Below are 24,691 nucleotides of genomic sequence, written 5' to 3' on the forward strand. Positions count from 1 at the left end.
GATGGACGTATTCAAGCAATCAGAAGTGTGGTTTGTCATTGGTAGCCAGAATCTGTATGGCCCTAAAACACTGCAACAAGTTATGGATAATGCCCATCAGGTGGTCAACAGCCTGAATAGCGAAGCAGGCTTGCCAATAAAACTGGTACTGAAGCCGTTGGTAACCACACCGGATGAGATAACGGCACTGTGCCGTGAGGCGAACTATGACACCGCCTGTATCGGGGTAATGACGTGGTTACACACCTTCTCTCCCGCCAAAATGTGGATTGGTGGTTTGAGTATTCTGAATAAACCTTTATTGCAATTCCACACTCAGTTTAATGCTCAGATCCCATGGGAAACCATGGATATGGACTTTATGAACCTGAACCAAACTGCCCATGGTGGCCGCGAGTTTGGCTTCATCGGCGCGCGGATGCGCCAACAACACAGCGTGATAACCGGTCATTGGCAGGATAAAGAAGCGCATCAACGTATTGGTCAATGGATGCGAGTAGCGGCAGCCAAACAAGAAAGCCAACAGCTTAAAGTAGCTCGTTTTGGCGACAACATGCGTGAAGTGGCAGTAACCGACGGTGATAAAGTTGCTGCTCAAATCCAGTTTGGTTACTCAGTTAATGCCTATGGGATCGGTGATTTAGTTACTGTAGTGGATGCCGTTAGCAAAGGTGATATTGATACCTTGGTTGAAGAGTATGAAGCCACTTATCGCTTCACTGATGCGGTAAAACTGCACGGCAATAAACGCGAAAATTTGCTGGATGCAGCCCGTATAGAATTAGGCATGAAGCGTTTCCTAGAACAAGGTGGTTTTAAAGCCTTTACCACTAACTTTGAAAATCTGTATGGTCTGAAGCAGTTGCCGGGGCTGGCAGTGCAACGACTGATGCAACAAGGTTACGGTTTTGGCGGTGAAGGTGACTGGAAGACCGCCGCATTGCTGCGCATTTTGAAAGTGATGGGCACTGGCCTGAAAGGTGGAACCTCGTTTATGGAGGATTACACTTATAACTTCCAGCCGGGCAATGATTTAGTCGTTGGCTCTCATATGCTGGAAGTGTGCCCCTCTATCGCCAAAGAAGATAAACCGTTGCTGGATGTACAACACTTAGGTATCGGCGGTAAAGCCGCTCCGGCGCGCTTGATCTTCTCTACACCAGCAGGCCCGGCACTGAATGCCAGTTTAATTGACATGGGGAACCGTTTCCGCTTGTTGGTTAACGTCGTTGATACTGTCGAACAGCCGCATCCATTACCTAAACTGCCGGTAGCCCGTGCTATCTGGCAAGCACAACCGTCGTTGGCAACGGCTGCTGAAGCGTGGATTATCGCAGGTGGCGCACACCACACGGTGTTCTCCCAAGCCGTCGGTGTGGATGAATTACGCCTGTATGCCGAGATGCACGGTATTGAATTCCTGTTGATCGACAATGATACGACGCTTCCAGCATTTAAAAATGAAATCCGCTGGAACGAAGTGTATTACCACCTGAATCGCTAAGTTAAGCCTAATACCATTATTTAATCTGTTGAGTTAAATAGACTGGGTAATTTAAATAGGTCTGATAATTTAATAGAACGATTGATTTAAACACCCTACTCAGGGGCTTCGGCTCCTGAGTTTTATGACAAAATACCCGTAATGGTGAAAACAAGCAGATCGTAACAACACAACCTTTCCTGCACCAAAATAAGCAGCCATGTAAAAACTTAGACCGTGCCATCCCTGCCACGGATGCTATATTCTTGTGCCTGCCCTACCACCTGAGCCGGCATCGCCGCAGTTTGTTAGCAGTCTGAGGAGCTTAACGCTCCTTTTATGTTTTCAACATCACAACCACCGCCGCTAACGTGCTGACCATAACCAGTGAGGGGTGGCCTCTTGCTGTATCGTTGTTTCACTAAACTGTTTATCCAACAAGATATGGCGACAATGGGTTTCCTGCTGTAGCGCTGCCACCAACTCAGCGGCATGGGACACCACAATCACCTGAGTATGTTGTGCCGCCTGACCAATCAACCGTGCTAATGGTTTTAACAGATCAACATGCAGGCTGATTTCGGGTTCGTTCAGGATCATCATTTCGGGAGGGCGCGGTGATAGTAATGCCGCCACCAGCAATAAATAACGCAAGGTGCCGTCGGATAGCTCTGCTACCTTGAGTGGTCTTAACAAGCCTTGCTGCGACAGCAGTAACTCGAAATTTGGCTCAATAGCCAATGTAGTTCCGGGAAAGGCATCCGTGATGGTATTCGTGAGAGCATCGGTATCGCCGATCTCTCTGATCGTTTGTAACGCTGCGGCCAAGTCCGCACCATCACTGGCCAGTACCGGTGTATAAGTCCCCACTTGAAGCTGACGAGCTGGCGCATGACGGTCGGTACGCAGATTGTCATAGAAACGCCAAGCCCGCATCCGTTCGCGCATGAGCAGGATCTCTGGGGCATCACGGGGGTCTGTGCTGTGAGTCATCATACTGTCATAGGCCGCTAACCCGTGATATGCCTCGCGCCAAAGTCCGCGCTCATCACGGATACGGACACGCGGACCACGCCGCTCAGCAAAAAGGGCATTATTGTTCAGAATATCGCCACACCACAGGCTTTCAATCTTGATTTCAGGATCCAACGCAAAAAATGACCTGCGCGGTGTGGGAAGACCCAGATCAATAGCATAGCCATAATCCGCACCAGCAAAGCCCAATTTGAGACTCACGGGGTGGTGGCGATGAGTACCTTCAATCGGCTGTTCTCCTGATGTCATCGACTTGGAAAACGACTCTGGTCCTGCCCAGAGAGTTGATTGTAACCCGCCTTCAGCAGCCAATGATTGGATAACCTGCCCCTGACCAATATCTGACAGTAATCGGAGCGCTCGATAAAGACTGGACTTGCCACTGCCATTCGCGCCGGTAATGACATTCAATTGCCCCAATTCAAGTACCACATCGCGTAACGAACGGTAACCAGAGATAGCAAGCCGAGTGATCATCATTCTTCCTTCTTCAACAAAAAATCTTAACTTGCGAAACACTGATTATATACACAGTGGTATTCGATGACCCATATTGTCTTTACCTTGTTTAGCCGCTGTTTACGGTTTTGTGATTGATATCCTGTATATCGCGACTATCCATGGTCATTTATCGATCTGCTCAGTTGGTTGAATGGCTTCCAGAAACAATATGGCTTTGTTTATGTCGAACATCGGAAATAACTGGCGCGTCAGCGTAAAAAAAGCTTCTTCTGGTATCAAGAGGTGATTAAAACCAACGGTGACAAGCTGTAATCACTCGCGGTATGCCTGGTGGTCGCAGGGTGAGTGATTCTCACCCTGCGTTATTTTAAACAAGAATAGTCGGCCACTATCGCTAATTGTTATTCGGTTTGTAACTGCCACAACCGTGCATAGGCCCCTCCCTGAGCAAGTAACGCTTGATGACTGCCTTGTTCTAAAACTTGCCCGTTCCCTAATACCAAAATACGATGACATTGACGCAATGTATTCAACCGATGAGCAATGCAGATTACAGTGCGATTACGGATAATCTCAGGTAATTGGCGCATAATTGCCGCCTCAGATTCATAATCCAGAGCACTGGTTGCTTCATCAAGAATCAAGATCTTAGGATCCGCCATTAGCGCCCTCGCCAGAGCAACCCGCTGCCGCTGCCCGCCAGACAACATACTACCTCGTTCCCCAACCTGGGTTTGATAGCCCTGAGGTAAAGCCATAATAAAATCATGCGCCCCCGCCTGCCGGGCAATTTTCTCAACCAGAGTATCATCAGCATTGGGTCGGCACTGGCAGATGTTGTCCCGCAGGCTACCAGAAAACAAGATGCTATCTTGCAATACCACACTCATTTGGCAGCGCAAAGCTGTGGCATCAGTAATCGCCAAGTCCTGCCCGTCTACCAGAATCTGCCCATGTTGAGGAAGATATAACCGCTGTAGTAACTTCGTTAGCGTTGATTTGCCACAACCAGATGGGCCGGAAATACCAATAAATTCCCCACCGGCTATATCCAAATTGAGATTTTGTAAAACTTCAGCGGTATCTGGCCGATAGCGAAAGCGCACCTGTTTAAACGTCAAACGCCCTACCCACTCATTACTTGACGATAATCCGGCACTCCCTGGCTCCGTTGGATAATCCAGAATAGTACCAATGCGTTTCAGAGCAACTTGTGTGTGGTGGAAATCTTGCCATATCTGCGCCAAACGCAAAATGGGTTGAGTTACATAACCCGAAAACATTGAAAACGCGATGAATTGACCTGGACTTAGCCCCCCAGCCAATACCAATTTAACGCCAAACCACAACACAATGGCAGACGTGACTTTGTTGATAAATGTAATACCTTGCTCAGCAATATTCGCCATCCTCGCACCAGCAAATGACGCCCGAACGTAGCGTGCGAGTGATTGCTGCCAACCACGATTAAACTGGCTTTCGGTTGCTGTGGTTTTTATCGTTTCCAACCCACTAATCGCTTCAGTTAAAAACGATGTATTATCTGCACTGGCTTCATACTGATGCTCAACCCGCTTACGTAATACTCCGCCAATTGCCCACCAAAACAGAAGATAACAAACCAGAGAAAACAGGACTATCCATGTCAGTTGACTGCTGTAGCAAAACATCACGGCTATAAATATGCTGACAAAGATCAGATCCAGCAACATGGTTAATGCAGATCCCGTCAGAAAGCTGCGGATTTGCTCCATTTCTTGTACTTTAGCGATAGTTTGCCCTGTTTGTTGTGCGCCAAAGTAAGCCAGTGGTAACCCCAGTAAATGGCGATAAAGACGGGTGTTAAGTTCCGCACCAACTCGGCTGGAGAGATGTGAAAACAGCCAGCCGCGCAAGAAAGTGTAACAGGGTTCAGCAATTGCCAGAGCTATCATGGCGCTGCCTAAGACCACCAAGCTGCCTACCCCACGGCTCACCAAGACTTTGTCGATCACCGTTTCGAATAGCATTGGGGTCACCAGCAAAATACCCTGCAATAACAGTGAGACTAAGACGATATTACGCAATTGATGACGGTATTTAGTAATAACTGGCATAAACCAGCTAAAGCCAAAAGAGGCTTTTTTCTGTCCTCGTAATTCTGCTTTCGCCAATAAAATGGCTTCACCACCCCACAAATTGGCTAGCGCCTGCTGGCTGATTTGCTGCTGCTGTCCATTGGCGGCAAAATAAACCACCGCGCCCTGTTCATTCAGGGCCAGTAGCACATACCACTGATCCCCATCGCTGAATAAGATAGGCAGAGCCAGATGTTTCAAACGTTCATATGACTGGCTGACTTTTCTTGCCCGTAAACCTATCCAACCAGCGCAACGGCACACTGCAATATCATCGATTTTCTCCGGTGCTAATCCCAGCTGGTGCGCCAACTGCGAAGACTCAACGGCGAGATCAAAACACGCGGCAGCCCGGGCCAGTGCGCTCAGTGGTTGGATTATCTGAGTTGATGTTGAATTCATCATATCAACGCTCCCTCAGGGCTTCTGATTGGTACTCTTGCAATGGACTGAGTAAGTAATCGATAACCCGCCGGCGACCGGTCTTAATTTCTACACTCACAGCCATACCGGCGGATAAACGCACTGACTTCCCCTCAACGCTAAGCCTGTCGCTGTTCAGCCGGATTCTGGCTGGAAACACCAAGCCTTGTTGTTGGTCCTCCATCGCATCGCGAGAGACATGCTTTACTTCACCCGACAACGTGCCAAATCGGGTATAAGGGAAACTGTCTACTTTCACCTCCACCGCTTGTCCCGGCAGTACAAAACCCACATCTTTGTTGAGAATCATGACATCTAGCTCTAACTGATGACTTTCAGGCACCAATACCATTAACGGTTGAGCTGTGGTTACAACGCCACCCAGTGTATGAATTGCCAATTGTTGAATCACACCTGTAACCGGTGCACGTAGGCTTTGTTGGCGCTGCTTCTCCAGTAATTTGATCTGTTCTTGTCGCAATTGGTTAATAATTTCATGGGCTTTATTGAGCCGCTCCTGATAGCTCCGTTTTTTTTCGGCTAAATAGTGCAGTCGGGTTTGTGACAGGTGGTGTGCTTTCGCCTGCAAAATAGCCTGCTCATTGTGCAGACGGTTGGCTTCAGCGGTGGCACTTAGCCATTCCCGTTCTTGTAGCAATAACTCCACTTCAGCGATTGCCTTGGATTTGGCGAGGGTTCGCAACGCCTCTAGCCGTTGATGAATGTTTTCCATCAGCGCTTTCTGGTGAGCAATATTGGTAAGACCCGCTTGAATATGAGCCTGATTAACCGCCATTTCACTCTCCTGACGCGATAACTCTGCATTCACCTCGTTATCTTCTTTGCGCAAAAGTGCTCTGGCGGTACTGACCAAATCATCGGGACTATTATCGGGAGGGTTAAACATAGCGGATGGGTTAGCGGTGAGCAGCGCAGCCAGGCGGGCAGCTTCCAGTAAGCGGTGCATCAATTGCTGGTTGATATTACCCACCTCGGCATCAATGCCGATTGGATTTAACTCAATCAATATCTGACCGGCTTCAACTTTGTCACCATCGCGGACATTAATTGCTGCCACCACACCCGGTTCCAGCGGTTGAATCACTTTCGAATGCTCAGAAACAATCACTTTACCCTTAGCCGATGCGTGAATATCAAGCTTTCCGACAATCGACCATATCAAAACTAACAGCAGAGTCAGCGCCAGAAACCATGCAGTGCGCCGTGCCAGTGGTGCTACTGGCCGCTCCACGATATCCAAATAGGCAGGAAGAAAGTCATATTCATCACGGGTGCGCTGAGGCGAGAAACAACGCCGCCATCGGTTCTTTATCGTATTGAACAAGGCTGTTCTGCGCAGATATTGCATTAACTTCATTTTGATCCCTCATGACTGAAGTCAGCCTGTTGCTGCCACAATTGGGCATAAACACCCTTTAGCGCCAGGAGTTGTTCGTGGTTAGCCAACTCAGTAATCCGGCCTTGTTCCATGACGCCGATACGGTGGCAATGCCGTACCGTCGAGAGCCGATGAGCAATCGTGATAACCGTGCGATTGGCAATAATACGGGCCATATTTTTCTGTACTTCAGCCTGCGACTCATCATCCAACGCACTGGTTGCTTCATCAAAAATCAAAATACGGGGATTGGCCAGCAGTGTACGGGCAATGGCTATACGTTGCCGCTGCCCGCCTGAAAGCGAGGCACCGCCTTCTGATAGCACGGTGTCATAGCCTAATGGCAACGCGAGTATAAAAGCATTGGCACCCGCCAGGCATGCGGCCTCGACCACTTCGCTCAGTGAGGCTGTTGGCCGAGAATGGGCGATATTCTCCCGGACAGTACGGTTGAACAGATAACTCTCCTGCATCACGACCCCTATCTGACGCCGCAAGTAGTCGGGTGAGAAGTTCCCTATTGGCGAGCCATCAATATTGATGACTCCCTGTTCCGCGATATAAAGGCACTGTAATAATCGGGCCACAGTACTTTTCCCCGATCCTGATGGCCCCACCAGCCCGATATGCTCTCCGGCCCGCAGAGATAATGAAAAGTTGTGTAGTACTGGGTTCAAGTCGGCGCGATAACGGAAAGTCACCTGTTGCAGCGAGATATCCCCTCTAAGCGGGCGGTTAATGGGCGCGCCCACCGACTGCTCAGCAGGTAAGCTCAAAATATCGGATATCAGCATCAACCCCACTTGGGCGCGGATGCTCTGTTGCCACAAATCAACCAACTTACTCATTGGCATCAATGCCTGCACCGCCAACATGTTAAAGGCGATCAGTTGCCCGATACTGAGCTGCACCGACATCACTTGATAAGCGCCCACCACAATCACCCCTGCGCCAGCCAGTTTTTGCAATAACTGAGCCGCCTGACTACTGAGATTTTGCAGGTTCTGTACCTGAAAATTAGCGTCGGCATAATCACGCGTTTGCGTTTCCCAGCGTTGATACATTTGGGGCTCCAGCGCCAAACTTTTTACCGTCTCAACGCCAGAGACAGTTTCAGTTAAAAATGCGCCATTGTGTGCTGCACAACCGCACAGAACTTCAACTTTCTGTTGCAATGGCCGAGTGGTCAGCGCCGCTAATAGCAGATATAACGGTAATGTGCCTAAAACGATGAATGTCAGTAGGGGTGAGATGCACCACATGACAATAAACAACACGAAGGTAAAAACCACATCGACGCACAACGTCAACGCTGAACCCGTAATAAACTCACGAATATTGTCTAACTCTCTCACTCTGGCGACAATATTGCCTACATGGCGTTGCTTAAAATAACCTAGTGGTAATTTGATGAGATGTTTAAATAGTTTACCGCCCAATAAAATATCAACACGCGTGGTGGTGTGAGTGAAAATATATTCCCGCAGTAATTTCAATACAACTTCATATATACCTACTATTAATAGCACAATAATTAACACATCAAGCGTTGTCAGTGCATTATGCACCAAGACCTTATCCATAATGACTTGAAAGAAAAGAGGCGAAATCAAGGCCAAAAACTGTAACAACATGGATAATACCAACACCTGAACCAATGATTTACGGTGGCTCAGTAACACTGGAACAAACCAGCGAATATCGAAACGTGACTGGCTACAACAAAATATGACACCACTCCAACTCGACGCAAGTTCTTGATAGCTTATGATTTCTGGTTTTCCACTATCCGCATGTTGCAGTAACACCTGCTTTTGATTAATGCGAGCCAATAAGATAAATTTGCCTTGCATATCGCGGAATGCAAGTGGCAAATATTCTGGCTTAATCTTATTTAATGACTGCTTTTTGACTTTGAAGCGAGCTACCGTGGCACGTGAAAATTGAGATAAATAGCGCTGCAATGATGCCTGAGTTGCCATTGTAAAACGATCAATGACGGCTTTGCGGCTAAAGTCCTCAACGGCCTCTGAATTCAACCCCGCCAGACGGAGTAATCGAGCAGCGCACACCAGTGAGGAATGAACGTGGTTTTCCATAGAGTATGATTACCCAAATTATTATAAAAATCTGTCGGCAGAATAAACAGATAATCGCCTGAACAGTTAAGAATAGATAACACCGGTATCATAGAGTGGTTTTTATATATCGTTCTTATCACATAAGGATTTATAACTTTTAATAACTCAAAACATCTTAATTAAGCTTTATCGATAAACGTTTAATTCATAATAGAAATATATTTAAGTTGGAAATATTAGGTAGCTAATATTAAGGACTCTGCGGTAGCACGCTTAACGTTGGGTCACTTCACATTTATTGATTTGTATCGTCAATTATTCATCGATTTATGTGATAATTTTGCGGTGATTTATAGCCACAGTGGTTGGCTGCCGCCGTTTTATCACTGATAACAGGACTTTTTCTCGCCATGACACCGACAATGCCTTCGACTGCCGATGATCTCCCCCTCAACTCTGATTTAATCCATCACCCAGCCATGCTGCCAATCCAGCAGATTGCTCAGCAATTAGGTGTTAGCGCAGAGGATGTCATCCCTTATGGGCATCATATGGCAAAAGTGGATATTCGTGCACTCCAACCCGGCGGCACGCAAGGCAAACTGATTTTAGTTTCCAGTATCACGCCTACACCATTAGGTGAAGGGAAAACAGTGACAACCATTGGCTTAAGTCAGGGGATCAACCGATTAGGTCACCGTTGTGTCGCCTGTATCCGTCAACCAAGTCTTGGCCCGGTCTTTGGTGTGAAAGGGGGTGCTGCGGGTGGCGGTGCTTCACAGGTACAACCCATGGAGAAACTGAACCTGCATCTCACAGGGGATATCCATGCCATCAGCGCGGCACATAATCTGGCTGCCGCCGCTTTGGATGCACGGTTGTATCATGAACAACGCCTGGGGCCGGCTTTTAGCCAACAAACCGGATTACCGTTACTGAATATTGATCCGCAACAGATCCTCTGGCCACGGGTGGTTGATCATAACGACCGGGCATTACGCCATATTCGAGTGGGGATTGGTGAAAGGACCAACGGTGTAGAGCGGGCAGACCATGTGGAAATAACCGCCGCATCTGAATTGATGGCTATTTTGGCCTTGTCAGAAAACCTGCCAGATATGCGACAACGCATTGGCCGGATTATTCTGGCTCACTCCACCCACGGCCAACCGATAACCACAACAGATTTGGGCGTTGCCGGTGCCATGGCCGCGCTAATGAAAGAGACCATCCACCCAACGTTAATGCAAACCAGTGAACACACACCGGTGCTGATCCATGCAGGTCCTTTTGCCAATATCGCTCACGGCAACTCATCGGTTCTGGCTGACCGGCTGGGCTTACAGTTAGCGGATTTCGTGGTAACCGAAGCAGGTTTCGGCTCGGATATGGGGATGGAAAAGTTCTTTAATATTAAATATCGCCAATCCGGTATTGCCCCCTCTTGTGTAGTTTTGGTCGCGACACTGCGTAGCCTGAAAGCCAATAGTGGCGCGTATGATATTAAACCGGGCCAGCCGCTACCTGCTGAGATCCTCAATGTGAATATTCCGTTGCTCAATCAAGGCTGTGCCAATCTAAAATGGCACATCAATAATGCGAAAAGCTACGGTTTGCCGGTGGTGGTGGCGGTTAATCGCTTCCCGGACGACAGCCCCGAAGAATTGCGATTTCTAACCGACTATGCGCTATCAGCCGGAGCACTGGCTTGTGAAATCAGTGATGCATTTGCCTTGGGAGGGGCTGGGACCACAGCACTAGCCCAACAAGTGATCGCAGCTTGCGCACAAGATACTGAGCCGATGTTACCTTACCCAGACAGCGCCACACTGGAGGACAAGTTACAGGTTATGGCGCAGCGCTATGGTGCCCGCGACGTGATATTTACCCCTCAAGCCCGCCGGCAACTGGAGGAGATAACCGCCGCCGGTTTTGGTCATTTGCCGCTATGTATCGCCAAAACGCCGCTGTCTATCAGTGCCGATGCCAGCCTGAAAAACGTCCCACATGATTTTGTATTGCCCGTAACGGCCTGTGCCGTGTCAGCAGGTGCCGGATTTGTTCGTATTTATACCGGGAATATCATGACCATGCCGGGCCTTGGCACCCTACCGGCGTATTATCATATTGATATAGATGACGAAGGGCATATTCACGGGTTAAGCTAGCTCAATACAAAGAAGTGATGACCAATCGGTTGTTATCACTTCTTATTAATAGATTACTAAGGTTCACTATGTCTCAACCGCAAGAATATCAACGCATTGGCGGCTGGTTATTGGCCCCTCTGGCCTATTTGATTGTCACACTGCTCAGCGCCAGTCTGATGCTAGCACTGTATGCCATGGCTATCTTCACACCGGAATCCCGAGAGTATTTGGTGACCAATTCGCAGGCATTTACCTTGCAATGGTATTTCTCGGTAATAACAACGCTGGTGATGTGGGCCTATACATTATGGGTTATCTGGTTGTTTTGCAGCCGCTCACGTCGCCTGCCCAAATGGTTTATTCTCTGGTTGCTATTAACCGTGCTACTGGCGCTCAAAGCGTTCGCTTTCTCGCCGATCAGCGATGATATTGCTTTGCGCACACTGGGATGGCCGCTACTGGCAGCCGCTGTTTTTGTGCCTTACATCAAACGTTCTCAACGCGTGAAGCATACTTTTACCGAACTTTAATGGGATTGAGCACTTTTTCCCCCTAAAATAGTGGGTAAATCGTAATAACCCTGCACTTCATCTGTTGTCGTTAGGCCGCCAATTTTGGATAATAGGCGGCTTTTATTTTTTTAGGCTTCGTAATGACTGAATACCTGCTCCTGTTTGTCGGTACTGTTTTGGTAAACAACTTTGTGCTGGTCAAATTTCTTGGCCTGTGCCCGTTTATGGGTGTCTCCAAAAAACTGGAGACCGCCATTGGTATGGGGCTGGCAACGACCTTTGTACTGACATTGGCTTCTGTTTGCGCCTGGATGGTAAACAGCTTTATCTTGCTGCCGCTTGGATTGGTGTATTTACGCACATTGGCCTTTATTCTCGTTATCGCCGTCGTGGTGCAATTTACCGAATTGGTGGTGCGCAAAACCAGCCCGCTGCTTTATCGCTTACTGGGGATATTTCTGCCGCTGATTACCACTAACTGTGCTGTGCTGGGTGTCGCTTTGCTCAACGTCAATCAATCTCACAATTTTATGCAATCGGCGGTTTATGGCTTCAGTGCCGCTGCCGGTTTCTCTCTGGTCATGGTGCTATTCGCGGCTATTCGCGAACGCTTGGCAGTGGCTGACGTTCCTGCACCCTTCCGTGGGTCGTCCATTGCGCTCATCACCGCAGGGTTGATGTCATTGGCCTTTATGGGCTTTACCGGGTTGGTGAAGTTCTAATGATGTCGTTATGGATTGCCGTAGGTGCATTAAGTACATTGGCGCTGATATCCGGCGTGGTGCTTGGTTTTGCCGCCCGTCGTTTTCAAGTTGATCAAGACCCTGTGGTTGAGCAAGTAGAAGCCCTGTTGCCACAAAGCCAGTGCGGTCAATGTGGTTACCCCGGCTGTCGGCCCTATGCAGAAGCCGTTTCCTCTCAAGGGGAGAAAATCAATAAGTGCGCACCGGGTGGTGAACAAGTGATGCTCAAACTGGCCGAACTGCTGGCAGTTGAGCCACAGCCATTAGAGGGTGACGAAGCTTCCGCTCATCCGCAGCGTAAAGTGGCGTTTATTGATGAAGCTAATTGTATCGGGTGCACAAAATGTATTCAGGCCTGCCCTGTCGATGCCATTGTGGGTGCCACCCGAGCCATGCATACCGTATTGCCAGACCTGTGTACCGGCTGCGACCTTTGCGTTGCCCCGTGCCCAACAGATTGTATTGAAATGATTCCGGTTGCTGCCACCACCGCTAACTGGAAGTGGGACCTGAGCACTATTCCAGTCAAAAACCTGCCAACTCAGTTAGTGGCATCGCAGATGATTCCGGTGAAAATGATAGATGTGGAACAACATGTTTAAGCTGTTTACCACCCGCCAACACGACAGTATCTGGGATTTTGACGGAGGGATCCATCCACCGGAAATGAAGGTGCAATCAAGCACAGTGCCAATGCGCATCGCGTCTTTGCCTGAGCAAATGATCATTCCACTGCAACAACATCTGGGGCCAGAAGGCGAACTGCGCGTGAGAGCCGGCGAACAGGTATTAAAGGGGCAGCCGCTGACTGTGGGCCGTGGCCGCACAGTTCCAGTGCATGCCCCCACCTCTGGCACTATTACGGCCATTGCTCCGCATACCACCGCACACCCCTCAGGCCTGGCTGAATTGTGTGTTCATATTGCCCCGGATGGCGAAGACCGTTGGCGTGAGCAACAGCCGTGGGCCGACTATTTACAACGAGATAACGCCGCCCTACTGGATCGTATTCATCAAGCGGGTATTGCTGGTTTGGGCGGTGCAGGCTTTCCAACCGCCAGTAAGTTACAAGGTGGCTTAAACAGTGTTACCACCCTGATTATCAACGCGGCTGAATGCGAGCCTTATATCACCGCTGATGATCGGTTAATGCAGGATCACGCGCAAGAAGTGGTCACTGGTATTGATATTTTAAGGCACTTGCTGCAACCACAGCAGGTGTTGATTGGCATTGAAGATAATAAGCCCGCTGCTATTGCCGCTTTGCAGTACGCACTACGGGGCCATGACGAGATCCAGTTGCGGGTGGTACCGACCAAATATCCGTCCGGCGGTGCCAAGCAACTCACCAAAATTCTGACCGGTAAAGAGGTACCCTTCGGCAAGCACTCCTCATCCATTGGGGTGTTGATGCAAAACGTGGGGACGGTGGTCGCCATTAAGCGGGCGATTATCGACGATGAGCCATTAATTGAACGGGTCGTGACACTCACCGGTGATGCATTAGCAAAACCGGGGAATTTCTGGGCCAGAATTGGTACACCGGTATCGCACTTGTTGAAATTGGCCGGATTTCAGCCTCAACAGCAACCGATGGTGATCATGGGTGGCCCGCTGATGGGCTTTACACTGCCAAGTTTGGATGTGCCGATCGTTAAGATCAGTAACTGTATTTTAGCACCGACCGAAGCCGAAATGGGGCTATCAGAAGCCGAACAGTCTTGTATTCGCTGTGGTTTATGTGTTGATGCTTGTCCAGCCGGTTTATTGCCCCAACAGCTCTATTGGTTCAGCCGGGGTGAAGAGCATGAGAAAGCGCGCAATCATAACTTATTCGATTGTATTGAATGCGGTGCTTGCGCCTATGTGTGCCCGAGCAATATCCCATTGGTTCAATATTACCGTCAGGAAAAAGCAGAAATCCGCGCCCTCGACCAGGAAAATGCCCGAGCAGCGGAAGCCAAAGCACGTTTTGAGGCCAAGCAAATGCGGTTGGAGCGAGAAAAGCGCGCTCGTGAGCTACGCCATAAACAAGCCGCCGTTAAACTGACTGACGCTGATCAGCATAGGGTTGAAGCTGCCATTAGTCGATTGGCTCGCCATGATGGGGATACTGACGCAGTTATCACCGTGACCGCAGGGCAAACACCAGATAACAGCGCAGTCATTGCCGCTCGTGAGGCTCGAAAAGCACAGGCCAGAGCACGTCAGGCAGAAAAACAACTCACTGTAACACCCGATGAGGCAACACAACCATCGGTTGACCCACGCCAAGCCGCTGTTGCTGCTGCTATTGCCCGCGTTAAAGCTAAGAAAGCGACACAAGCAGCGTCTGAGTCCACGGTTGTGGTGCAGGAACATGAAGTGTTAGAAACCGATCCACGCAAAGCTGCCGTTGCTGCCGCCATTGCCCGTGTCAAAGCCAAAAAAGCGGCGCAAGCAGCGTCTGAGTCCACGGTTGTGGTGCAGGAACATGAAGTGTTAGAAACCGATCCACGCAAAGCTGCCGTTGCTGCCGCCATTGCCCGTGTCAAAGCCAAAAAAGCGGCGCAAGCACAATCTGAGTCCACGGTTGTGGTGCAGGAACATGAAGTGTTAGAAACTGATCCGCGCAAAGCTGCCGTTGCTGCCGCCATTGCCCGTGTTAAAGCCAAAAAAGCGGCGCAGGCACAGTCTGAGTCCACGGTTGTGGTGCAGGAACATGAAGTGTTAGAAACCGATCCACGCAAAGCTGCCGTTGCTGCCGCCATTGCCCGTGTTAAAGCCAAAAAAGCTGCACAAACTGCTAACCCAGATTAAGACGAAACACACGTAACTGACGCTCTGCCATGGCGGCAGAGCATCAGTTCGTCAACATCAGATAGTTATAAACCACCGAAATATCGCGCATTTTTGATTCAGCATGGCAACTGTCTATCTCGATAACTTCCATTTCGACACCACCACCAAATTCTTCACGTAATTTTGGCAGCACTTCATTAAACAAATAAATTGAGAATTTCACACACTCTTTGGCGCTACCTTGGTGGGATATTGAGAGAAACTCCCCCGCCGGAATAGAGATATAATCAACCTCACGGTGCCCCTGTATTTCATGCCGTTTCTCTTTATCAATAGCAGTCGAATAGTACACGCTGTTCTGGCCTTTCTGACACTCCTTGGCTGAAAACAGTGAATACACCCGTTGGCATGAGAAATTAACTTCCTTAAAGAAATCGAGCAGAATTTCATCTTTCATTGCCATAAAGGAGGAGTGTTGACCACTGCAATGGTTGTGTTCATCAAAATCCAGTCGCCGCTTAAAGCCCACCAGCTCTCTCTCAGGTAAAGATATCCGTTTGATTTCAGGCGTATAATTTTCACAAAAACCAAAGCGGGGAATCATCCCTTGCACATCCCAGTGCTCCATTTGGCGAAAACTATTAGGCGTGACCCCAAACCGCTTCTTAAATGTACGCGTAAAGGTTTGCTGTGAATCGAAGCCCAACTCATCAGAGATTTCAATGATAGGACGGCGCGAAATGCGCAGCGCAACAGCCGCGCGAGTCAGTACCCGCCCACGTATATAGGAGGCTAATTGTAACCCCACAATACTTTTAAACTTCCGTTGCAGGTGCCATTTTGAATATCCCGAAATCTTCGCCACATCGTCCAATGTGGGTCTTTTCTCTAAATTGATTTCAATCCACTCAATTAATTCTTCTATAAACAATATGTCTTCGTTGATCATCTTATTATTCTTTAAATATATAATTACAGTGCATACTACATTAATCTATCATTATGCCAACGCTTTTCTCAAATCTCATTTCACAGGTTAATAAATCGTTAGCTTGCAGTTAATTAGCCGCAAGTGACCTACAAAAAATCAAGTTAAAACAATAAATTAAATAACACCTATCGCCAATTAAAACCTAATAACTCGCCATCACTTAAGGAGCCGTTATTAGTATATGTTTGTTACTATCTCGATATAAATTGCAAGTTAAATTTTTAGGCTAACGGGGGTTATTTAATGCTATAGCTTCCTTAATATCTCAATGCATTATGAATAATAACCCTATGATTAAGGCGTATTACACTTTGCCTGAATAGGGTAGAATACGGCACAATTATTATCCCCCTGACGGCTGAGTGTATCGATGGCCGCAAGCATTGGCTTGCCAGCGCAATAGCTGCGCTTAAACACTCTGTTAAGCATTTGACATATGGTTGTAATTTCATGAAATTCAGGCCAGCAACACCGACCCAGAAAAAAGGGTTGCAAATAGCCAGTTCCCCTTTTACGCACAATCAACGTAGTACCCGCAGTATCATGTTGTTGGTGATTCTGGCCTGCATTCCGGGCATTATTGCCCAGACCTACTTCTTTGGTTATGGCAACCTGATTCAGGCCGTGCTGGCGATGGCTACCGCCGTGCTAGCCGAAGGGGCTGTTTTGCAGTTACGCAAACAACCGGTATTGATACGGTTGCAAGATAACTCCGCCCTGCTTACCGGCTTACTGCTGGGGATAAGCCTGCCCCCCTTGGCCCCTTGGTGGATGATTGTGTTGGGTACGTTGTTTGCTATCATCATCGCTAAACAACTGTATGGCGGCTTGGGGCAAAATCCGTTTAACCCCGCCATGGTTGGCTATGTAGTTCTGCTGATTTCATTCCCAGTACAAATGACCACTTGGCTACCCCCGTTGCCATTACAAGGTATGCCGATTGGTTTTTATGACACACTTTCAACTATCTTTACCGGACATACCCACAGTGGCGCGGATATTCATCAACTCCAGATGGGTTATGATGGTGTCAGTCAGGCGACACCGTTGGATGGTTTTAAAACTGCCCTGCGCTCACAATCCACTGAGCAAATTCTGCAACAACCCATTTTTGCTGCAACGTTAGCGGGTATTGGCTGGCAATGGATTAACATTGGTTTTCTGGCGGGCGGCTTATTGCTGCTGTGGCGTAAAGCGATTCATTGGCACATTCCGGTCAGTTTCTTGTTGGCACTGGCTGGTTGTGCCGCAATCAGTTGGATAGCCGCCCCGCAAAGTTTTGCCCCGCCGATGTTGCATTTGTTTTCCGGTGCCACAATGTTAGGTGCGTTCTTTATAGCCACCGATCCAGTTAGTGCGTCTACCACACCCCGTGGCCGCCTGATTTTTGGGGCATTAATCGGTATTCTGGTGTGGTTAATTCGGGTTTATGGTGGTTATCCCGACGGAGTCGCCTTTGCCGTACTGCTGGCCAATATTACCGTTCCACTGATTGACCACTATACCCAGCCACGGGTTTATGGTCACAACCGCGCCGGTAAATAAGGAGCCGTTATGCTAAAAACTATGAAGCGTCACGGCATCACTTTGGCCCTGTTTGCCGCTGGTGCTACCGGATTGACAGCAGTGGTTAACTCACTGACAGAGTCAACCATTGCCCATCAGGCCGCTTTGCAACAGAAAGCGTTGTTGGATCAAGTTGTCCCGGCTGAAAATTATGACAATGATATGCAAGCTGAATGTTACGTTGTCACTGATATTGCGTTGGGTAACCTGTCTCCTCACCGCGTGTATCTGGCACGATTGGCGAATAAACCCGTGGCAGCCGCGATTGAAACCACCGCTCCAGACGGTTATTCCGGTGCTATCCAACTGTTAGTCGGTGCGGATTTCCACGGTAATGTACTCGGCAGTCGGGTGATGGAACATCACGAAACCCCCGGTCTCGGTGATAAGATTGATATTAGAATCTCTGATTGGATTAGCCATTTCAGCGGCCAACATGTCGAGAGTGAACAAGACAAACGCTGGGCAGTGAAGAAAGACGGCGGTACTTTTGATCAATTTACCGGTGCCACCATTACGCCAAGAGCGGTGGTGCGAGCGGTGAAAAATACCACGCTGTATTTGGAAACCTTGCCGGGCAAACTTGATAGTTTGCCCGTCTGTGGAGAGAGTCAATGAGTGAAGCAAAAGATCTGTTAGCGCAAGGGCTATGGAAGAATAACTCTGCGTTGGTGCAGCTATTGGGTCTGTGTCCGTTGTTGGCAGTCTCCTCAACGGCCACCAATGCTCTCGGATTGGGATTAGCGACCACACTGGTATTGGTGTGTACCAATACGGCAGTGTCTGCGTTGCGCCGCTGGGTGCCAAATGAAATTCGCATTCCAATCTATGTGATGATCATTGCTTCCGTGGTCAGTACCGTGCAAATGCTGATTAACGCCTATGCCTTTGGGTTATATCAATCCTTGGGAATATTTATCCCATTGATTGTGACTAACTGCATTGTGATTGGCCGGGCGGAAGCTTACGCGGCAAAAAATCCGGTGGGGTTATCTGCTCTGGATGGCCTGGCTATGGGGTTAGGGGCAACCTGCGCGTTATTTGTGCTGGGATCGCTGCGTGAAATTCTGGGGAACGGTACTTTATTCGATGGCGCAGATATGTTGTTAGGCAACTGGGCAAAAGTGCTGCGTATCGAAATTTTGCATCTGGATAGCCCTTTCCTGTTAGCAATGCTGCCACCCGGTGCCTTTATTGGTTTGGGATTGCTATTGGCCGGTAAATATATCATTGACGAAAAAATGAAAGCGCGCAAAGCACAACGAGTGGCGACTGCGCCGCAACTTCAGGACGGAGATGCCCGGAACGCCTTATGAATAAAGAGAAACGTGTCGCAATTCTGACCCGGCTGCGGGACAACGATCCGCACCCCACGACGGAACTGGTCTATACCTCACCTTTTGAGCTGCTTATTTCGGTGTTGCTCTCAGCGCAAGCCACTGATGTCAGCGTCAATAAAGCCACCGCCAAACTTTATCCGGTGGCCAATACCCCGCAAGCCCTGCTTGATCTGGGTGTTGATGGTCTGAAGTCATACATCAAAACTATCGGTCTGTTTAATACTAAAGCCGAAAATGTGATTAAAACCTGCCGCATTTTGCTGGAAAAGCATAATGGCGAGGTGCCTGAAGACAGAGCGGCGCTCGAAGCACTGCCTGGTGTTGGCCGTAAAACGGCGAATGTGGTGTTGAACACGGCTTTTGGTTGGCCAACTATCGCGGTAGATACCCATATATTTCGCGTCTGTAACCGCACCGGCTTTGCTCCCGGTAGCAATGTTGATCAGGTTGAAGCCAAGTTACTCAAGGTGGTTCCGGCTGAATTTAAGCTTGATTGCCATCACTGGCTAATTCTGCATGGTCGCTATACCTGTATTGCCCGCAAACCGCGCTGTGGTTCGTGCATTATTGAAGATTTGTGTGAGTTTAAAGAAAAGGTCTACCCGGAGCATTAATCCTCTGACAACGCTCAGTACATGCCTGTGGCGATGAGCGCAGGCAGACCATAAGAATTGCGCACAAGCGCTCTGGCCTGAGCGCAATACTCTGCTGTCGTTTCCACCGCTTAAACATGTTATCAACCACGATAAATCTCCTCTATGCCGCGATTGCGGTATTCGATTAGACGCCACATCCCCACGCCACTAGACTTGTGACAAAATAGACCCAAACAGTTAATGACTTTGTTACCTGTTTGAAACAAAAAAGACACCTGCGGCGTATCATTATGAAATTTAAATCAGCAATAAAACCCTATACCGGCGCGGCTGGTGGCTGGGGCTCCCTCGAAGCTACTACGCGCTTTGTCCTGGACAGCAAACAAGCGTTGAAAAATATTCGCAATTTGCTACGGGTCAATCAGGTAAAAGGTTTTGATTGCCCCGGTTGTGCCTGGGGTGACGATAACCACAGCACTTTCAGTTTTTGCGAAAATGGCGCCAAAGCGGTCAGTTGGGAAGCAACCCGCAAAGCAGTGGAACCCCAATTCTTCGCCGAGCACAGTCTGACCACATTGCGCCAGCAGAGTGACTACTTCCTTGAGTACCAGGGGCGGCTCACCCATCCGATGCGTTATAACCCACAAACTGACCGTTACCAACCCATCAGTTGGGAAGAGGCGTTGGCGTTGATCGCTCAGCATATTAATGGATTGGATAGCCCTGATCAGTTGGAGCTGTATACCTCCGGGCGCGCCAGTAATGAAGCCTCTTACCTTTATCAGTTATTTGGCCGCATGTTGGGGACCAATAACTTCCCGGACTGCTCAAACATGTGCCATGAAGCCAGTGGTACCGGATTAAAGCAAAGCATTGGCGTCGGTAAAGGCACCATTCAGATGCATGACTTCGAACTGGCCGATGCTATTTTTGTCTTCGGACAAAATCCGGGGACTAACCACCCCCGCATGTTACACAGCCTCCGTCATGCCAAAGATCGCGGTGCTCGCATTGTTAGTTTCAATACCTTGCGTGAACGCGGTTTGGAGCGTTTTGCCGATCCGCAAAATCCCCTTGAGATGCTGACACCAAAATCCTCCCCTATTAGTTCTGCTTATTTTCAACCTAATTTAGGCGGTGATATGGCGGCGGTGCGCGGCATGGTGAAAGCCTTGTTGGAAACCCATCGCCATCAACTGGCACACGGGGAGCCTGGTTTGTTTGATCACGCCTTTATTGCGGTATATACACAAGGTATAGAGGCGTATCTGGCGGCCGTAGATAACACGCCCTGGGCGCAGATCACCCAACAGTCGGGCCTAAGTGAAGAGCAAATTCGCCATGCCGCTGATATTTATCAACATGCCGAACGCGTTATCATCACCTGGGCGATGGGGATCACTCAGCATAAACATTCAGTGATAACGGTACGTGAATTAGCCAATCTTCAACTGTTGTTTGGTCAGTTAGGCAAGCCCGGCGCGGGGTTATGTCCGGTACGCGGCCACAGTAACGTGCAAGGCAATCGCACGATGGGCATTGATGAAAAACCCACAAAAGCCATGCTGGATCGTTTGGCCGACCATTTTGGTTTCACCCCACCACAAAGTGCAGGTCATAACACCGTGGAAGCCCTTGAGGCAATGTTGCGCGGCGAAGTAAAAGTGCTGATTGCCCTTGGGGGGAACCTGGCAGCGGCGGCACCGGATACTGAGCGTACTGCGCAAGCGTTACGCCGTTGCGATCTGACCGTTCATATCAGTACTAAGCTAAATCGCAGTCACCTGATAACCGGCACTGATGCCTTGATTTTACCCACTCTGGGCCGCACCGAGCGCGATATACAAGCCAGCGGTTCACAATTCATTACGGTAGAAGATTCTTTCAGTATGGTGCACGCCTCTGAAGGTGTTGGGAAGCCATTGGCGCAAACCCAGCACGCTGAAACCGCCATTGTTTGTGGCATTGCTAATGCGGTTTTCGCTAACAAAAAGGTTAAGGGTGCAACGCTGGACTGGCTGGCATTAGCCGCTGACTACAACCTGATCCGTGACCATATTGCCGCCACCGTACCAGGCTTTGATAATTTCAATACGCGCTGTGATCAACCCGGTGGTTTCTATCTGGGCAGCGCCGCTGCTGAAATGCGTTTTGCTACCCCAAGTGGTAAAGCTGAATTTTGCGCAGCTCCCCTGCCAGAGAGTCTATTCCCGCAGATTGCCGGGGTTGAAGCGCCGTTTGTGTTACAAACATTACGCTCTCATGATCAATATAACACCACCATTTATGGTCTCGACGATCGCTACCGGGGTGTCTATGGTCAGCGAGAAGTTCTGTTCATTAACCCGCAAGATTTGGCAGCATTGGCATTAGAAGATGGCGAGTTGGTGGAAATAGAAACCCTATGGAATGATGGAATTAGCCGTAAAGTCAGTGGATTCAAGTTGGTAAGTTATGATATCCCGCGCGGTAATCTCGCCGCATACTATCCTGAAACTAACCCACTGGTGCCCTTATCCAGTTTTGGTGATCAAACCCACACCCCAACATCAAAATCAGTGCCCGTGACCATTCGACGCTGGCAACCACCGCTGTCACAGCGGATTGCCTGAGTTTGTTATATGAAATCGGCCCTATTGAGGTGACAGGGGCCGATAATCATGGGCAACGGATATGCCCACATCTTTAACAAGGAATTCCCCTCCAACGTGATATGCCGCTTGCCCGATGGGGCTGATTCGCGTAAAACTGTCAGCCGGATTAAACCCACTCACTACACCATTCACTGGACGATATGTTTCAAGATAACCCGCTGCTGGCGCAGCTAAAACAGCAACTTCACACTCAGACCCCGCGCGTTGAAGGCGTGGTTAAAGGTACTGAGAAAGGCTTTGGCTTTCTTGAGGTAGATGGGCAGAAAAGTTATTTTATTCCGCCGCCGCAGATGAAGAAAGTCATGCACGGCGATCGGATTATTGCCACCTTGCACACGGATAAAGATCGTGAAATTGCTGAGCCAGAAACATTGGTCGAGCCATTTTTATCCCGCTTTGTCGGTCGCGTACAACGAAAAGATGATCGTCTGTCTATTGTGCCGGACCACCCATTGCTGCGTGATGCCATCCAATGTCGTCCAGACCGTGAGTTAACCCACGATTTCCAAAACGGTGATTGGGCCGTGGCTGAAATGCGCCGCCACCCATTAAAAGGCGACCGCGCTTTTAATGCTGATCTGACGGCATTTATTACCAATGGTGAAGATCATTTCGTGCCTTGGTGGGTGACATTAGCTCGCCATAATCTGGAGCGTGAAGCCCCGGTTATGGTCGAATCCGCCTTGCCAGACTGCGACTTAGCACGCGAAGATCTGACCGCTCTTCATTTTGTCACTATCGACAGCAACAGCACCGAAGATATGGATGATGCGTTGTATGTAGAAGACAATGGTGACGGTTCCCTGCTGTTGACCATTGCCATTGCGGACCCAACGGCCTATGTTGATGAAAACAGTGAGTTAGATTTAATCGCCCGTAAACGTGCATTTACTAACTATCTGCCTGGCTTCAACATCCCGATGCTGCCACGCCACTTGTCTGACAACCTCTGCTCATTGCGGCCAAATGAGCGCCGCCCGGTATTGGTATGCCGTGTGACTATCGCCGCTGATGGGGCGTTAGGTGATGATATTCGCTTCTCCTCCGCTTGGGTCGAGTCTAAGGCCAAACTGGTTTATGACAAGGTTTCTGACTGGTTGGACGGCAACATGGGTTGGCAGCCACCTGATGCGGATATTGCCGAGCAAATTCTATTACTGAAACGGGTTTGCGAAGCGCGTAGCAACTGGCGTCAAGAGCATGCGCTGGTGTTTAAAGACCGCCCAGATTACCGCTTCCTATTGGGTGAGAAAGGCGAAGTGCTGGATATCATCGTTGAGCACCGCCGTATTGCTAACCGTATTGTTGAAGAGTGCATGATTGCCGCCAACGTCTGTGCTGCTATTGCGTTACGCGATAATTTGGGCTTTGGCATTTATAACGTGCATACCGGTTTTGATCCGGCCTTGGTTGAACAGGCAGCGACCGTGTTGCAAGCCAATGGTGTCGAGGCTGACCCCCAGGCTCTGCTGACCCTGCCGGGCTTCTGCGAGTTGCGCCGCCATCTCGATGCGTTGCCAACCCAGTTCCTCGACAGCCGTATCCGCCGCTTCCAAACCTTTGCCGAAATCAGCACCGTTCCCGGCCCACACTTTGGTTTAGGGCTAGAGGCCTATGCCACTTGGACTTCACCTATTCGTAAATACGGTGATATGGTCAATCATCGCCTGCTCAAAGCTATTATTACCGGCCAGCAAGCAGAGAAACCACAAGATGAGATAACCGTGCAGTTGGCTGAGCGCCGCCGCCTGAACCGCATGGCTGAACGCGATGTCGGTGACTGGCTGTATGCCCGTTATCTACAACCTCAAGCCGGTACTGATACCCGCTTCCCGGCGGAAATCATTGATGTCACCCGTGGTGGCCTGCGTGTTCGTTTGCTGGATAATGGCGCTGTGGCCTTTATCCCTGCACCGTTTATTCATGCAGTACGTGATGAAATGGTCTGTAGTCAGGAAACAGGTACCGTGCAAATTAAAGGTGAAACGGTTTATAGCCAAAGCGATAAAATCGAAGTGCGTATTGCCGAAGTTCGCATGGAAACTCGCAATGTGGTGGCCCGCCCGGTGGTTTGATAAGTTGACACCAGTCAATGATTCCGGTGACAAATCTGCCAAGAGCAGATGTGAACGCTGCTTGCAAAGGCGTGGCCCAAGGATGGGCCGAGTAACAAAAGTAGCTAACGCACATGCAGCTTGAAGTATGACAAGTATAAGCCGTGGTGATACACAACATCCCACGGCCTTTTCAATTGCCCCCTTTCAATCCCACTTGATGTTCCCTCCACTTAGCGCTGTCAGCGTCACAAAATGTAAGCAAATGCTACTTTACATTACGTTAAAATAATTTACCGATCAC

General features: G+C 49.2%; 17 protein-coding genes and 1 pseudogene. 13 read left to right on the forward strand and 5 right to left on the reverse strand.

Translation table 11 applies throughout. The annotated features are described in order from the left end of the window. Position 1 precedes the first annotated feature (1 nt). The gene (araA, locus tag EL015_RS10885) at positions 2 to 1,504 is read left to right on the forward strand and encodes an L-arabinose isomerase (protein ID WP_032906037.1); all 1,503 of its coding nucleotides are present in this window, start codon (positions 2 to 4) and stop codon (positions 1,502 to 1,504) included. A 345-nt stretch (positions 1,505 to 1,849) separates the two neighbouring features. On the opposite strand, the gene EL015_RS10890 is transcribed toward araA, so the two are convergent. Further along, positions 1,850 to 2,995, reverse strand: a complete 1,146-nt coding sequence (locus EL015_RS10890) for an AAA family ATPase (protein ID WP_032906036.1) — start codon at positions 2,993 to 2,995, stop codon at positions 1,850 to 1,852. Positions 2,996 to 3,133: 138 nt separating this feature from the next. On the opposite strand from EL015_RS10890, the pseudogene EL015_RS10895 reads away from it, so the two are divergent. Continuing rightward, positions 3,134 to 3,292 (forward strand): annotated as a pseudogene (locus EL015_RS10895) (family 1 glycosylhydrolase); the annotation flags it as partial. Positions 3,293 to 3,381: 89 nt separating this feature from the next. Here the strand turns inward: EL015_RS10895 and EL015_RS10900 are convergent. Genes EL015_RS10900 through EL015_RS10910 form a run of 3 tightly spaced genes read right to left on the reverse strand, consistent with a single transcriptional unit; the run spans position 3,382 to position 9,018 of the window. After that, positions 3,382 to 5,502, reverse strand: a complete 2,121-nt coding sequence (locus EL015_RS10900) for a type I secretion system permease/ATPase (protein ID WP_005184072.1) — start codon at positions 5,500 to 5,502, stop codon at positions 3,382 to 3,384. A gap of 1 nt (position 5,503) precedes the next feature. Next, positions 5,504 to 6,898, reverse strand: a complete 1,395-nt coding sequence (locus EL015_RS10905; protein ID WP_032906034.1) for an HlyD family type I secretion periplasmic adaptor subunit — start codon at positions 6,896 to 6,898, stop codon at positions 5,504 to 5,506. After that, positions 6,895 to 9,018 (reverse strand): peptidase domain-containing ABC transporter, encoded by a 2,124-nt coding sequence (locus tag EL015_RS10910; RefSeq protein ID WP_032906032.1) that lies wholly within the window; start codon positions 9,016 to 9,018, stop codon positions 6,895 to 6,897. Before EL015_RS10910 ends, EL015_RS10905 begins: the two co-directional genes overlap by 4 nt. A gap of 392 nt (positions 9,019 to 9,410) precedes the next feature. Here EL015_RS10910 and EL015_RS10915 point away from each other — a divergent pair, with 392 nt between their 5' ends. The 5 genes from EL015_RS10915 to rsxC all read left to right on the forward strand — a co-directional run bounded on the left by EL015_RS10915 (position 9,411) and on the right by rsxC (position 15,204). Beyond that, the gene (locus EL015_RS10915) at positions 9,411 to 11,168 is read left to right on the forward strand and encodes a formate--tetrahydrofolate ligase (RefSeq protein WP_072103829.1); all 1,758 of its coding nucleotides are present in this window, start codon (positions 9,411 to 9,413) and stop codon (positions 11,166 to 11,168) included. A 68-nt stretch (positions 11,169 to 11,236) separates the two neighbouring features. Beyond that, positions 11,237 to 11,680, forward strand: coding sequence for a DUF2569 domain-containing protein (locus tag EL015_RS10920; protein WP_005184057.1), 444 nt, complete (start codon positions 11,237 to 11,239; stop codon positions 11,678 to 11,680). 122 nt (positions 11,681 to 11,802) lie between these two features. Continuing rightward, complete coding sequence (rsxA, locus tag EL015_RS10925) at positions 11,803 to 12,384, forward strand: electron transport complex subunit RsxA (protein ID WP_032906028.1); 582 nt, start codon at positions 11,803 to 11,805, stop codon at positions 12,382 to 12,384. Continuing rightward, the gene (gene rsxB / locus EL015_RS10930; protein WP_005184055.1) at positions 12,384 to 13,007 is read left to right on the forward strand and encodes an electron transport complex subunit RsxB; all 624 of its coding nucleotides are present in this window, start codon (positions 12,384 to 12,386) and stop codon (positions 13,005 to 13,007) included. The genes rsxA and rsxB overlap by 1 nt, the downstream gene beginning before the upstream one ends. Further along, on the forward strand, positions 13,000 to 15,204 hold the full coding sequence (gene rsxC, locus EL015_RS10935; RefSeq protein WP_126286784.1) for an electron transport complex subunit RsxC: 2,205 nt from the start codon (positions 13,000 to 13,002) through the stop codon (positions 15,202 to 15,204). The genes rsxB and rsxC overlap by 8 nt, the downstream gene beginning before the upstream one ends. A 43-nt stretch (positions 15,205 to 15,247) precedes the next feature. Here rsxC and EL015_RS10940 read toward each other — a convergent pair whose 3' ends face one another. Continuing rightward, positions 15,248 to 16,135: a helix-turn-helix domain-containing protein gene (locus tag EL015_RS10940; RefSeq protein ID WP_005191641.1), complete on the reverse strand. Its 888-nt coding sequence runs from the start codon at positions 16,133 to 16,135 to the stop codon at positions 15,248 to 15,250. Between the two features lie 492 nt (positions 16,136 to 16,627). Between EL015_RS10940 and rsxD the strand changes: the two genes are divergently transcribed. The 6 genes from rsxD (at position 16,628) to EL015_RS10970 (ending at position 24,408) form a co-directional block, all read left to right on the forward strand. Further along, positions 16,628 to 17,722, forward strand: coding sequence for an electron transport complex subunit RsxD (rsxD, locus tag EL015_RS10945; RefSeq protein ID WP_005191637.1), 1,095 nt, complete (start codon positions 16,628 to 16,630; stop codon positions 17,720 to 17,722). Between the two features lie 9 nt (positions 17,723 to 17,731). Further along, positions 17,732 to 18,361, forward strand: coding sequence for an electron transport complex subunit RsxG (rsxG, locus tag EL015_RS10950; RefSeq protein ID WP_032907726.1), 630 nt, complete (start codon positions 17,732 to 17,734; stop codon positions 18,359 to 18,361). Then, positions 18,358 to 19,059, forward strand: coding sequence for an electron transport complex subunit E (locus EL015_RS10955; protein ID WP_032907723.1), 702 nt, complete (start codon positions 18,358 to 18,360; stop codon positions 19,057 to 19,059). The genes rsxG and EL015_RS10955 overlap by 4 nt, the downstream gene beginning before the upstream one ends. Continuing rightward, positions 19,056 to 19,697, forward strand: a complete 642-nt coding sequence (nth, locus tag EL015_RS10960; protein ID WP_032907720.1) for an endonuclease III — start codon at positions 19,056 to 19,058, stop codon at positions 19,695 to 19,697. Before EL015_RS10955 ends, nth begins: the two co-directional genes overlap by 4 nt. Before the next feature lie 272 nt (positions 19,698 to 19,969). Then, the gene (locus EL015_RS10965) at positions 19,970 to 22,291 is read left to right on the forward strand and encodes an FdhF/YdeP family oxidoreductase (RefSeq protein WP_005191629.1); all 2,322 of its coding nucleotides are present in this window, start codon (positions 19,970 to 19,972) and stop codon (positions 22,289 to 22,291) included. A gap of 182 nt (positions 22,292 to 22,473) precedes the next feature. Next, complete coding sequence (locus EL015_RS10970; RefSeq protein ID WP_005191627.1) at positions 22,474 to 24,408, forward strand: exoribonuclease II; 1,935 nt, start codon at positions 22,474 to 22,476, stop codon at positions 24,406 to 24,408. Positions 24,409 to 24,691 lie beyond the last annotated feature (283 nt).

Origin of the sequence: Yersinia intermedia (assembly GCF_900635455.1) — a bacterium.
Taxonomy (GTDB): domain Bacteria; phylum Pseudomonadota; class Gammaproteobacteria; order Enterobacterales; family Enterobacteriaceae; genus Yersinia; species Yersinia intermedia.